Source organism: Desulforhopalus vacuolatus (assembly GCF_016918505.1).
GTDB lineage: Bacteria > Desulfobacterota > Desulfobulbia > Desulfobulbales > Desulfocapsaceae > Desulforhopalus > Desulforhopalus vacuolatus.
This window is the reverse complement of record NZ_JAFFPZ010000011.1, coordinates 103742-117337: the sequence shown is the minus strand read 5'-3', so window position 1 is coordinate 117337 and position 13596 is coordinate 103742. Positions and strand designations below refer to the sequence as shown.

The following is a 13596-nucleotide window of genomic DNA, read 5'->3' as shown; positions in this document are numbered from 1 at the left end:
GACTGAAAAAATATGAGACCGCAGTCTTGCTGTTTGCAAAAAAGCCCTATGTCCCATTCACTAATAATAGGGCAGAACGAGATCTCCGTATGGCGAAGGTAAAACAAAAAGTATCTGGTTGTTTCCGAAAGAAACTGTATGCCCAAGCTTATTGTAGAATCTCGAGCTACCTGCAAACAATGGCAAACCAAGGAATCAATCCGCTTGTCGCTATTCAGTTGGCTTTAGGTGGTAAAATTCCAGAACTTGAGGCTGGTGGGGGTGAGTAGTTACGGAAGAAGAACAATGAAGAAAAAAATTCAGCTTGTTCTATCAATTTTAATACTTTTAACAGGGTGTACCAAAGTGATACCTGAATTGGGAGTTGAGAATGGACAGCTGGCCCAATGCTCGACAAAACCAAATTGTGTCAGCAGTCAGACAAAAGATAAAAAACATTATATCGAGCCCCTTCTTCTTACAGGAACACCATCAGAAGTAAAAAATAATATCTTGAAAATTCTTACAGATTTTCAAGTGTCGAAAATTGTAGTTGCTGAGAGTAATTATATTAGAGCGGAGTTTACTTCTAAGGTGTTCCATTTTGTTGATGATGTAGAATTTTATTTTCCAGATACGAAATCAGAAGAGATAACCATCCATGTTCGGTCAGCTTCCAGGGTTGGATATTCAGATTTTGGTGTAAATCGAAAACGTATTGAACAGCTTCGAAGGAAGCTCAGAGTAATCAACCCGGATGTGAAATCAAGATCTGATCTGACAGAGTGAGCAGCCAGTTTCGATTACAATTTTTTCCCTGACAAGAAACACCTGAACGAAGAAGAAAAGCTGTACGAATGTGAATGAAATTGCTGAAACCTGAAGAGGACAGACGCTCAGGATCCCTGCGTAGAAATACGCAGGGACCTTACGTTAACGCGGAGGAGTGTTGTAATACCATTTACATTTTGTATTGACCAGAGAGCGCGACTGCGTGGACATCTTTTTTTGTGATTACGAATGAATAAACAGAATGTAAAAAGAGCATAACTTAATAGAAATGGTCTAATCATGCGAAAAAGGACATTTTTTATAAAAGCGTAACTTCTTAAAGTTTTTTGCCTTTATTAGCATGATTAGAGCTTTTATTCGTTGGCAAAAAGTTTTTCGCTGTTCCGTCTTTTGCTTTTCCCTGTCTCCCATCCCCCAGCCTTTGAATTCGCCAATAGAAAGTGAAAAATGGCATTTAGTACGGTCACAACTTAATAGGAATGGTATAATAGGTTATTACTGATTTTTTGTTGCTGAGTTCACAATGGTTTTGGATAAATCTTTAAAAACAAAGTGGTGAAAAGGCAGGACAGAATACCAATATAATCTTCCCCACAGGCCTTTTGGCAGGAAATGGGCTGTTTGTACCAGCTGGTGGGGTTGCACATCAAATTCAAGCCAGGCATCCCCCGGAACTTTCATTTGGGCATGAAGGAGCAGTCTCTTTCCCGGCTTGAGATCAACAACTCTCCAGAAATCAAGGGCATCGCCTATACGTAAATCGGTATTCGATCGTCTGCCACGGCTCAATCCGGACCCGCCGACAAGTTTATCCACAACTCCTCGAATCCTCCACAAAAGATTATACCTGAACCAGCCATTTTTACCTCCTATGCCACAGACGGATCGAAAGACATCTTCCTGGCGCTCTCCTTTGTTAAAGGAAATAATCCTGGTATCGCGTAAAACAGCACCGGCAGGATTGTCAAAATCTCTGATATCACAGGCCTGTTCCGCGCTGCTGTCACACCAGCGGCTCAAAACCTGGTTTTGTTCAAGTTCATGTATGGCATCTGCTACCGCCTGTTTAAACGTGGCAGGTTGAATCTCCGGATAAAACCGGGCTGCATTATCATTTTGCAGTACGGTTTCGCTTTTCAGGCCTTCAACCAGGGCGGCTGCAAGTTTGTAGGGGATGGGGGTAAAAAGGATCAGCCAGTAAGAAGAGAGTCGGGGGGAGAGAAACGGGACGGGAAAGAGGTATCTTTTTAACCCCATTACTTTTGCTGCCTGTTCCATCATCTGCTGAAAGCTGAGGGCTTCACTGCCTGTGTCGACAATAAGATTGCCCTGATGCGGAAGAGCGATGGACGACTCCAAATAATTAAGAACATCATCAATGCCGATGGGTTGAGTCCGACTGCGAACCCAGCGCGGGGTAATCATCAGGGGCAGTTTCTGGCAGAGGTTACGGATGATTTCAAAACTGGCGCTCCCTGAACCTATGATGACTCCTGCCCGCAGCCATATTGTCTCAATTGCATCGGGTTTTGCGGAAAGAATCTCCCCTGTTTCAATTCGACTCAGCAGATGTTCGCTGGCACTCTCTTTTACACCGAGGCCACCCAGATAAATAATTCGCCTGACACCTGCAGCGATGCAGGCGTCCCTGAAGTTTTCTGCGCTGATTCGGTCCAGGTTACTGTAATCATCAGCAGAACCCATGGAATGGATCAGATAGAAGGCCGTCTCCACCCCCTCCAGTGCGGCCTCAAGGGCTGGTTTTTCAAAAGTTGAGCCTTCCCTGATGTCAACCTGTTCAGCGATGGACGCCTGGACCTTCTCTTTGTTTCGTACCATTAAGCGAACGTTAACAGTACCCTTCTGCAGCAGGCGGTGTGCCAGTCGTCTGCCTATATAACCGGTTGCACCTGTGACCAGGACAATCTTTTGTTTTGTTGTATCAGGCATGATTTCGAAGTTTGAGTTTTGTTGGATGAAGAGTGAGATAATGCTGCTGTTTCAGGTATTATTCATTCAAGGTACCCATTACACATCCATGCTTCGTGGTTCTGGCAGGGATAAAGCATTGCCATCGCAGGAATCCCCGCCCTTCAGGACGGGGAGGATGTCAATCGTCCAGGTGAAAGTGTCTTGTCAGGCGATTATGCCGCTGTCCCTTTCGGGTTTACGCCATATTGATTTGCGCCAGGCTTGCTGTCCTGCACCATAAAAACAATCAACACAATTACACCAATAAGAGGAAGCAGAGCAATAAGCAACCACCAGCCACTGCGCGCAGTATCATGCAGTCGACGAATCGAAACCGCAATACCAGGAAGGAAAACAGCCAGCATATAAAGACTGCCCAATAGACCTATACCTGTTTGTGCACTGAAGCTTCCCATTCCGCCATCAATGATTCCAAGAACAATGCTAATAATCATATTGAACAAGATAAAGTACCAATACTCTTTTCTTTGAGCTCTGCCATTAAAGACCGCATACTTTTTCAAAACATCAAGATACCAGTTCATATTCACCCCTGATTATTTCGTCCATTTCAATATTTTAGACGCTGAACGTTCAACGCCTGACCGATGTCAGAATAGAGACTAACAGACTCCCGGTTTTTTAAAAAGGACGAATTTTAGTCGCATACAACCTGCAATTTGATTGCAAAGATGCCAGACAGCTTGAAAGAGACCACTGCAGAATCGGCTTGATGGCAAAGTTCAGAATGTGTTCAGGTGACACAAAATCAAGTATTGGACGTTTTCGCGTCGAGACGGGAGAAGCTGATAATTTGCCAGACTCAGCACAAAAAAACCCGCTGTGCTCACAGAGCACAGCGGGTTTTTCATTCTGTAACAGCTTCAGGATACCTTGAACAACCAGTCTTTCGCCCAGCGTCAGGGTACCCTTCAGGAAATCAGCAGCCGAATGCTTTCTGCAGATTAGGTACAGTTTGTTTTTTACGGCTCATCATACCGTCAATCCACATGGAACCATCCTTGAGTTTACCAGAGAAAGCACCCTCAATAACAGCAGGCTCATCGGAGAGAACAACAAGGTCAGTCCCCTCTTTCACAACATCGGTAAGCATGAGAAGAACAGAGTGACGTCCCTCTGCCTTGGCAGCTGCCATGGCTTTTTCCAGATCTTTACGAACATCATCAACCTGATCAAGAGATGCAAGCTCAAGCTGGCCAACACCAACTTTTTTGCCGTTCATGTCAAAATCTTTGTAATCGCGGAACAGCAGGTCTTTTGCCGGGATTCCAGCAACAGCAGACTTCGCTTTAAGCATTTCCATAAAAACTTCGTCGGTATCAGTAACACCAGCGATACCTTTCAATTCGGCAACTGCAACCTTGTCATCTTCGGTGCAGGTGGGGGATTTGAAGTTAACGGTATCACTGAGAATTGCACAGAGCATCCCGCCAGCGATATCTTTGGGAATGGTAACACCTGCTTCCTTGAACATTTTGTTCAGGATGGTACCGGTACAACCAACAGGCTCAGCCCGATAGAGAAGCGGAGAGTTGGTGGTAACATCACCGAGTTTATGATGGTCAACGATGGCGACAATTTCTGCTTTGGCCAGGTCTGCGGGACCTTGTCCAAGGTCAGAAAAGTCTACCAGAGCGACTTCTTTACCGGCAACAGCACCGAGTGTTTTCGGAGCGGTAAGACCAAAACGCTTGAGAACGGTTTTCGACTCGGGATTCAGATTGGCTTCATCTATCTGCATGAAAGCCTCGGCATCTTTGCCTTGAGCGTTGAAAAGTGCAGCCAGAGCCAAAGAAGCAGTAACTGTGTCTGTGTCAGGATTGGTGTGTCCAAATACTGAAATTGCCATGGTGATTCCTCCAAAATTAGTATTCATCTTGTACTTCGGTTTCGTATAAACCATACCCTTTTTATGCGGGCATAAACATAACTTTATGAATAGCGATTCATTCAGGTTTACAAAATAGTGTTTTCCCGATTTCTCGTCAAGTAGAAAAGAAAAAAGACACCGGCAACTCCTCTATCGCAAACACTTTTGCCCTGCAGAAACGAGACTTCCACGTGACTTTTCCCTCTCTTCCGTATATTGTCTGAAGGTAATTTGAGTATCATCCTGAGAAGACCTTGAAGAACCTTGTATTTTGTTCATATTCGAGGCATAGAAGAAAATGGACGATTATTCGATGTTCCCTTGAAACTGCCTGCAACCTTTTTGAGCCTGAGCCATTCCCACCAATGCCCTTACAAACTCCTGATATAAAAGAAAATATTCCCGGCAAAATTTCCCGTTCGAGGGTAAAAAACCGCTCGATTTTCCTACGCCTGCTGTTCCTGATGCTCCTGTTCCTGCTGGTTCTCACTGCCGTCCTTTATGGACTCAACCCCGACAAAGGGAAACTCTATCTCAATAAAGCGAAGGATACCGCGCAGCAACAGCTGCAGGATATTCAGAAACGAATGCCCTCAGTCCTTACTGTTGAAAAAACTGCCGTAACAGAAGAAACTGCAGAAGAAGAAACTGCAGAAAAAAAAATCAGCCCCGAAGAAACCGGAGAGGTACAGACCAGCGAAGAGACCACCACTCCACAACAGGCTGGCGAACAGCTCGATACCTTTTATAAAAAACTTGATGCGCAGCCATGGATGAAGCAGTTCCAGACCGGTGAGACTTCCCGGCAACACTTCTCCAGGCTTATCCAGAAACTTGTGGACAATCCCCCCGCAGTCGTAAAAGAGACCGACGATCTTTATACTCTGCTGAAAAATACGGCCCACTTCTTCCGCATTCTCGGCGGAAACAATATCGCCATGCTGAAGGGCATACTCGACCGGGAGAAGGGAAATCTTGAGGACATGCTGCACAGTTTTTATCTCCTCACCCGCCAGCCTGATCTGCTGCAAAAAGAGTATGATATCACGCTTGATCAGGCAAGCCTGCGGGACTACGCCAGCTTTCTGCTCAATACTATGGGTGGTCAGCTTTACCTTTTCCGTCGAGATGCAACCTCCCGCATGCTGGTTACCTTCTATGCCATTAAAATCATCGACCAGGCTAATATCGACGGCAAAAATCCTTACGGGATCGACATTCGTCCGGCCCTTGAACGACTCACTGACGAAATGGATCATAGCGGTAACCAACTGAAATATCGGAACCGTTATTTTGAAGAATTGCACCGACTACAGGAAAAATATGAACAGCACCCCGATGGAAAACCGTAAAGCAGCATATAATACAGACCTTTTCTCCTTTCTTACGGCCAGCCCCACTGCCTTCCACGCCGTCCATGAGATGAGCAGGCGGCTGAATGACAAGGGTTTTACACGACTTGAAGAAAACAACATCTGGGCACCCACACCTGGATCTTACTACGTGATACGCGATGGCGCCGCACTCCTCGCCTTCACCCTTGGCAGCGAAGAATCCTCAGAACAGGGCTTCCGCGCAGTTGCTGCCCACACTGACAGTCCCGCCCTGCAGGTCAAGCCACAGCCAGAACTCTCCGGCTGCGGCTGCCGTCGTCTCGGAGTTGAAGTCTACGGTGGAGCCATCCTCTCAAGCTGGTTCGACCGTGACCTCTCCCTGGCCGGTCGCATCGCCGTCCGTTTGCAGAGCAGCCCGACCAGTAAACTGTTCCTGATTCACTTCGACACCCCGTTGCTCAGTCTGCCGAGTCTCGCCATCCATCTCAATCGGGACAACACGGAGAAGTTAAACAGACAGCAGGAACTGCCGCCCATCATGATGGAAGCGGGAGAGAAAACCCCTGACTTTTCAACAATTCTCATTACCCGCCTGCGAGAACTCTACCCGCAGGTTGATTTCGAGCACTGCGAACTCACTGCCTTCGATCTCTTCTGTCACGACCTCACCCCGCCCTGTCTCAGCGGGCTGCAAGGCGAGTTCATCCACGCCGGAAGACTCGACAATCTCCTCAGCTGTCACGCCGGTATTACCGCGATCACCGGCCCCGACCGCAGCCGCAACACCCTGCTCTACTGCAGCAACCACGAAGAAACCGGTTCTCTCTCCATCTCCGGCGCACAGGGAAATTTTCTCTCTTCGGTGCTCTCCCGCATCCTGCCGGATCCGGTCAGTCGCAGCAGTGCCCTGGCCAGCTCTTTCTGTATCAGTCTCGACAACGCCCATGCCACCCATCCGAACTATCCGGAAAAGAGTGACTCCGGCCACGAAATCCGCCTTAACAAAGGACCGGTACTTAAATACAACGCCAGCCAGCGCTACGCCACCAGCGCCGCCACCGCCGCCATTTTCTGTGATATCTGCCACGACGCGGATATTAAACCCCAAAAATTTGTCATGCGCAGCGACATGCCATGTGGCTCTACTGTCGGCCCGATGACGGCAGCGGCCCTCGGTATTCGCACAGTGGATGTCGGTGCGGCCAGCCTTGCCATGCATTCGATCCGTGAGATGACCGGCAGCAGCGACCCACTGCTCTGCTTCCGCAGTCTGACATCCTTCTTTACGGGGGACTTCCATTTCGTGTAAGTACCTTTCGCACCACGAAGTACAATAACACATGGGTTCCTTGAATAATCTTGTATTTCGTTCATATTCAAGGCACAGGAGAAAATTTACCGGAGCTATATGTTTGATATCGGAGTCTGGCGCTTACCTGCGAGGATAAATTTTTGACTGTAACGAAGAAGATGGGCGAAAGACTGATTATTCAAGGTTTCCACATTTTAAATACAGCTTTTTCATGCGGGTGCAGTCACCAGCGACTGCACTCACACCAACCTTCAACACACCAACATTTCTGGAAATATGAGCACAGACGATAAAAAAATCATCTATTCGATGATCAAGGTAAATAAATTCTACGACAAAAAACCTGTTCTTAAGGACATCTCCCTCTCCTACTTTTACGGCGCGAAAATCGGTGTTCTCGGTCTCAACGGGTCCGGGAAATCAACACTGCTGCGCATCCTTGCCGGCCTCGACACCGAATTCGACGGCGAGACCCATCTCTCTTCGGGGATGCGGGTGGATTATTTGCCCCAGGAACCGCAGCTCGATCCGGAGAAAACCGTATTGGATATCGCTCGCGAAGGCGCTCAGGAGACGGTTGATCTGCTGGATAAATTTAATCAGATCAACGAGAAATTCTCCGAACCGATGTCCGATGATGAGATGCAGACCCTCATCGATCAGCAGGGCGTGGTTCAGGACAAGCTGGATGCTGTCGACGGCTGGGACCTCGACGCCCGCCTCGAGATGGCTCTCAACGCCCTGCGCTGTCCCCCCTCCGACTCGAAATGCGGAATCCTCTCTGGTGGAGAGAAACGACGCGTGGCGCTCTGCCGAATTTTGTTGAAGCAACCCGATATTCTCCTGCTTGATGAGCCGACCAACCACCTTGATGCCGAGTCCGTAGCATGGCTGGAACATCACCTGCACAATTATCCCGGGACTGTCATCGCCGTCACCCATGATCGCTACTTCCTCGACAATGTTGCCGGCTGGATTCTTGAGCTTGACCGCGGCATCGGCATCCCGTGGAAAGGCAACTATTCAAGCTGGCTTGAGCAGAAGCAGAACCGCCTCGCCCAGGAAGAAAAAAAGGAGAGTGACCGTCAGCGGACCCTTAAACGGGAACTTGAGTGGATCAAAATGAGCCCTAAAGGACGGCACACCAAGTCGCAGGCGAGGATCAACTCCTACGAGCAGCTCCTCAGTCAGGATCATGAAAAACTGGCGAAGAAGCTGGAGATCTATATCCCGCCAGGACCGCGTCTCGGCAAAGTCGTCATTGTGGCTGAGCATGTAGAAAAGTGTTTCGGTGACCGTATTCTCGTCGAAGATATGAATTTCAACCTGCCGCCAGGAGGCATTGTCGGAATTATCGGCCCTAACGGTGCGGGAAAAACGACCCTGTTCAAAATGATTATCGGAGAAGAGAAGCCCGATAAAGGGACCATTCGCGTTGGTGAGACAGTGAAACTGGCCTACGCCGACCAGACCCGAGATCTGCCTGATCCCGAGCAGACCATCTGGGAAGCAATCAGCGGCGGTTCAGAAACGGTGATCCTCGGCAGCCAGGAAGTAAACAGCCGTGCCTATGTCGGCCGCTTCAATTTCTCCGGCACCGATCAGCAGAAAAAAGTTGGCCTGCTCTCCGGAGGGCAGCGAAATCGTGTCCACCTTGCCAAAACACTCAAGGAGGGCGGAAACGTACTGCTGCTCGATGAGCCAACCAACGATCTTGATGTCAACACCCTGCGGGCCCTTGAGGAGGCGCTGGAGAACTTTGGCGGCTGCGCGGTAGTAATCAGCCATGATCGCTGGTTTCTTGACCGCATCGCCACACACATCCTTGCCTTTGAAGGAGATTCCGAGGTGGTTTGGTTTGAAGGGAACTTCTCAGACTATGAGAAGGATAAAAAAGCACGGCTCGGAGAAGATTCACTTATTCCAAAAAGAACGAAATATCGGAGTCTTACCCGGGGATAACTGAAAAGATTTCTGAGAGAACAAAAAGATGCAGGGCTGGACAGGGAAACCTGTTCAGCCTTTTTTTATGGCTGCAGTCTGATACTATTCCTATTAAGTTGTGACCGTACTAAATGCCATTTTCACTTTCTATTGGCGAATTCAAAGGCAGGGCGATGGGAGACAGGAGACGGGAGACAGGAGACAGGGAAAAGCAAAAGACGGAACAGCGAAAAACTTTTTGCCAACGAATAAAAGCTCTAATCATGCGAATAAAGGCAAAAAACTTTAAGAAGTTACGCTTTTGTAAAAAATGCCATTTTTCGCATGATTATATCATTCCTATTAAGTTGTGATCTTGTTTTGTCTTCTGTTTATCCATTCGTGGTTACAAACTGCAAAAGGAATCACGAATGGACACGGATACACACGAATTATTACTCATTCGTAATCGCCAAAAAAGATGTCTACGCAGTCGCGTTCTCTGGTCAATACAAAATGTAATATGAGATCAGTGGGGGAAGTCTGCCTGCGAAAGAGCTTGAGAGAGCGCCTCTCTACTGATTTGTCCTTCGCGCAGGATCTTCACCCGTCCCTCATCAAGAGTCACCAGAGTAGAAGGCGGCCCGTCCGCCCTGCCGCCATCCAATACGCAATGTACCCCCTCGCCAAACATCTCCACCACCGCCCCGGCGGATACACAGGGTGCAAGACCGGAGATATTCGCACTTGTCGCGGTTACAGCCGAACCAAAGGCCTCCACCAGAGCTCTCGCACTGCGATGAGGACTCATACGAACACCAATGGTCTTCGTTCCACCGGTAATGATATCGTTGACGGAGTTGTCCGCCTTGAAAACAAGGGTGAGAGGACCTGGCCAGAAGTGGGAAATCAGGCTGTCATACTGTGAAGGAATGGCTGCGGCAAGGCGCTCGGCAAGTATATGCGCCGGGGAACTGACAAGGACAAGCAGCGGTTTGTTCTGTGGTCGCTGTTTCAACTGATAAAGGCGCTGCAGGGCTGTCTCATTGCGGGCATCCACAGCAAGGCCGTAGCTGCTTTCAGTAGGGATGGCGACAATGCCCCCCCGCTTCAGTATTTCCACGGCGGGGGCAGTGTCATAACAGAAAAGAGGCAAAGTTACACTTCCTGTTCAACCTTTTTCGCTTTGGCCTCAACCTCGTCAGCCATCTGCTGGCGAAAATCAGTCAGTTTTCCGCGCAGTTCGGGATTGGTGAGGGCGAGCATTCTGCACACAAAGACCCCCGCATTCTTCGCTCCCGCTTTACCGATTCCCATGGTCGCCACTGGAACTCCCGGAGGCATCTGCACCGTGGAAAGGAGAGCGTCAAGACCATTCAGAGAAGAGGCATCAAGTGGCACACCAATCACCGGCAGATCTGTGTGGGCGGCAAGAACTCCGGCAAGGTGGGCAGCCATGCCCGCGCCGGCGATAATCGCCTTCAATCCCCGTTCCTCCGCTGTTTTGGCGTACTCTGCAGCTTTTTCCGGCGTACGATGGGCCGAGGCAACAGTCATCTCACAGCCGATCCCCATGGATTTAAGAAAATCTGCAGCGGCCCGCATTACCGGCAGATCAGAATCACTGCCCATGACAATACCGACCTGTACTCCTGAGACAACTCCCCCTGTAGAGGCAGCATCCTCTGCAGACTGCCGATTCAAGGCCTTTGCGCCAATGTCCCGGCGATACTGGCAGCCAGGCCAGCGAATCATGTCTACCACATTGTAGGCAGCGGCAATAGCCTCCTCCAGTGTCGTACCTGTCGCAGTCACTCCCAGTACCCGGCCACCGGCGTTCGTCAGTCGGTTTTTGAGCCGCGCGGTTCCGGCATGAAAGATCACCACATCGGCCACTTTTTCTGCTTTGGGAAGTCCAATAATCGCCTTGCCCTTCTCGTACGTTCCCGGGTAGCCGCCGGAGGCCATCACCACACAAACTGCGGGGCGCGGGTCGATTTCCATCTCTACTTTATCAAGTTCGCCCTTACAGGCAGCCTCGAAAATATCCACGATATCACTTTGCAGTCTCATTAGCAGCGGCTGACACTCAGGATCACCGAAACGGCAGTTAAATTCGAGTACCTTGACATCCTCACCGTCAATCATCAAACCGGCATAGAGCATCCCTTTGAAGGGACGTCCTTCGGCGGCAAGACCATCTACAGTGGGCTGCATAACCTGCTTCATGACAAAATCGGCAATGGCATCAGTGACCACCGGTGCCGGGGAATATGCTCCCATACCTCCGGTATTCGGGCCTTTATCACCATCATATGCAGCCTTGTGGTCCTGAGAAGTGGGCAACGGCCGCACGGTTTTACCATCAGTGAAAGCGATAAAACTCGCCTCCTCCCCTTTTAGACAAGCCTCAACCACCACCCGTTCACCGGCATAACCAAACTGCCGACTGGTCATGATAGCTTCTACTGCATCCTTCGCCTCTTTCACCGTCGCAGCGACAATCACTCCTTTACCGGCAGCCAGACCGTCCGCCTTAACCACAACAGGTGCACCAACCTTGTCGATATATTTCTTTGCCTTCTTCGGCTCCTGAAAGACCTTGAATTTCGCCGTCGGGATTTTGTATTTTTTCATGAACTCCTTGGAGAAAACCTTGCTCCCTTCAAGGATAGAGGCTTTTTTACTCGGTCCGAAAATCATCAGTCCGGCCTCTTCAAAGACATCAACTATCCCGGCTGTAAGGGAAGTCTCCGGCCCAACCACAGTGAGATCAATCTTCTCCTGTTTCGCAAACGCAAGAAGCTCCTCTACATCATCAGCAGCAATATCAACACACTCCGCCACCCTGGCAATACCAGCGTTTCCCGGTGCACACCACACTTTTTTAACCCGTTTACTCTGGGCAATTTTCCATGCGAGGGCGTGCTCCCTCCCTCCTGATCCGACAACAAGAATATTCATTTTATCTCCCTTGATTCTCCCCCGTGCCGCATTCAGCAGGTAAGGTTATTAAACATTTCTATGAAACATCTACTTAGCCGTTTCTGCACAAAATTTCAATGCTGCCAGAAAATATTCGCCTCGTTTGGCAGATATTATCATCATTGACAAAATCGGGGGTCATTGTTACATGAATGAATAGTCATTCATTTTATTTTCACAGCGCTCCAACCATCGGAAATGAGAACTGAGAATAAACACAAAAAAATTATTGCGGCGGCAATTAAAGTCTTTGCGAAAAAAGGATTCTTCAACGCCAGAATCTCTGATATCGCGAAAGAAGCTAAAGTTGCCGACGGAACAATATATCTTTATTTCAACAACAAGAATTCAATCCTCCTGACAATTCTGGAGGAAGAGTTTGGCAAGATTGTTGAGAAAACGAGTACTCTTATTGCCAAAGAGGATGATCCTGCAGCAATGCTGCATATTTTCATTGAGCAGCATCTGCGAGCAATGAAAAAAAATAAGAATCTTGCGGAGGTCCTTCATACTGAGCGACGTCAGACAGGCAAGATGAGCAAAGATTTTCGAGCAGAAAAATTCAGCGAATATGAAGACCTTCTCACTGATATCATAAGTAAAGGGAAGAAGATGGAAGTCTTCAGCCAAAATCTCAATGTCGATATTATCCGCCGTATAATTTTCGGCGCCCTTGAAGAACTGTCAAGGGTCTGGAACGATTCTCTGGAAACACATTATTCAGTAGAAGAACTTTCCAGTCAACTTCTTGCCACCGTTTTTACAGGAATTCAAGCCCCCCTGGCCCCCAAATTTTGACCTCACCCTTCCCAAAAAAAACCGGAGGTACCCAGAAGTACCTCCGGCAATAAACGGAAAAAAATTCTCAGGGCTCTGTACTGCTGGAAATGGAAATCACCTCAAACTCACGGGTTCCCCCCGGGGTCTGTACTGTTACGTCATCCCCTTCTTCCTTGCCGAGCATACTCTGGCCAATAGGAGAAAGGACTGAGATGGAACCGTACTTTACGTTTGCCTCTTCCGGACCAAGCAGTTTGTAGGTCACCTCTTCATCCGTATCGAGATCAAGTAATCCTACTACCGCGCCAAAGACTGCCTTTGCCGTATTCACCTTCGTACAGTCGATTACTTCGGCACGGGCAAGTTTGTCTTTGAGTTCAATAATCCGCCCTTCAACATGTCCCTGGCGGTCCTTTGCTGCATGGTACTCAGCATTTTCTTTAAGATCGCCGTGACCGCGGGCAACTTCGATTGCCTTGACAACCGCACCGCGTTCCACATGCTCAAGTTGTTTCAGCTCGTCTTTGAGTTTTTTGTGTCCGCCAATGGACATGGGGATTCTCTCTACCATCGTTGTTATCTTTCTCTCCTTTCAAGTTCAGGGAAATTTCATCCCGCTCCCTCTGTTT

General features: G+C 48.7%; 12 protein-coding genes. 6 read left to right on the top strand and 6 right to left on the bottom strand.

Translation table 11 applies throughout. The features are described from left to right. Positions 1-269: IS66 family transposase (locus JWG39_RS17380; RefSeq protein ID WP_439099710.1), on the top strand; the 269-nt coding region annotated here is incomplete at its 5' end. A 16-nt stretch (positions 270-285) separates the two neighbouring features. Continuing rightward, positions 286-768, top strand: a complete 483-nt coding sequence (locus JWG39_RS09075; protein ID WP_205219074.1) for a DUF1499 domain-containing protein — start codon at positions 286-288, stop codon at positions 766-768. 498 nt (positions 769-1266) lie between these two features. Here JWG39_RS09075 and JWG39_RS09070 read toward each other — a convergent pair whose 3' ends face one another. The 3 genes from JWG39_RS09070 to JWG39_RS09060 all read right to left on the bottom strand — a co-directional run bounded on the left by JWG39_RS09070 (position 1267) and on the right by JWG39_RS09060 (position 4612). Then, a complete protein-coding gene (locus JWG39_RS09070; RefSeq protein WP_205219073.1) occupies positions 1267-2721 on the bottom strand; it encodes an SDR family oxidoreductase in 1455 nt (484 codons plus the stop codon). Between the two features lie 194 nt (positions 2722-2915). After that, entirely contained in the window at positions 2916-3287 is a 372-nt protein-coding gene (locus tag JWG39_RS09065; RefSeq protein ID WP_205219072.1) for a DUF805 domain-containing protein, read from the bottom strand. 395 nt (positions 3288-3682) lie between these two features. After that, positions 3683-4612 (bottom strand): manganese-dependent inorganic pyrophosphatase, encoded by a 930-nt coding sequence (locus JWG39_RS09060; protein WP_205219071.1) that lies wholly within the window; start codon positions 4610-4612, stop codon positions 3683-3685. Between the two features lie 386 nt (positions 4613-4998). Here JWG39_RS09060 and JWG39_RS09055 point away from each other — a divergent pair, with 386 nt between their 5' ends. From JWG39_RS09055 to ettA, 3 genes are all read left to right on the top strand, one after another. Next, complete coding sequence (locus JWG39_RS09055; protein ID WP_205219070.1) at positions 4999-5985, top strand: hypothetical protein; 987 nt, start codon at positions 4999-5001, stop codon at positions 5983-5985. Further along, positions 5957-7276 (top strand): M18 family aminopeptidase, encoded by a 1320-nt coding sequence (locus JWG39_RS09050; RefSeq protein WP_205219069.1) that lies wholly within the window; start codon positions 5957-5959, stop codon positions 7274-7276. Before JWG39_RS09055 ends, JWG39_RS09050 begins: the two co-directional genes overlap by 29 nt. Positions 7277-7555: 279 nt before the next feature. Beyond that, positions 7556-9241: an energy-dependent translational throttle protein EttA gene (ettA, locus tag JWG39_RS09045; protein WP_205219068.1), complete on the top strand. Its 1686-nt coding sequence runs from the start codon at positions 7556-7558 to the stop codon at positions 9239-9241. Between the two features lie 490 nt (positions 9242-9731). Here ettA and JWG39_RS09040 read toward each other — a convergent pair whose 3' ends face one another. Then, entirely contained in the window at positions 9732-10358 is a 627-nt protein-coding gene (locus JWG39_RS09040; RefSeq protein ID WP_205219067.1) for an L-threonylcarbamoyladenylate synthase, read from the bottom strand. 2 nt (positions 10359-10360) lie between these two features. Next, positions 10361-12166, bottom strand: a complete 1806-nt coding sequence (gene purD / locus JWG39_RS09035; protein ID WP_205219066.1) for a phosphoribosylamine--glycine ligase — start codon at positions 12164-12166, stop codon at positions 10361-10363. Positions 12167-12385: 219 nt separating this feature from the next. On the opposite strand from purD, the gene JWG39_RS09030 reads away from it, so the two are divergent. Next, entirely contained in the window at positions 12386-12985 is a 600-nt protein-coding gene (locus JWG39_RS09030) for a TetR/AcrR family transcriptional regulator (RefSeq protein ID WP_205219065.1), read from the top strand. A 67-nt stretch (positions 12986-13052) separates the two neighbouring features. On the opposite strand, the gene greA is transcribed toward JWG39_RS09030, so the two are convergent. After that, a complete protein-coding gene (gene greA / locus JWG39_RS09025) occupies positions 13053-13538 on the bottom strand; it encodes a transcription elongation factor GreA (RefSeq protein ID WP_205219064.1) in 486 nt (161 codons plus the stop codon). Positions 13539-13596 lie beyond the last annotated feature (58 nt).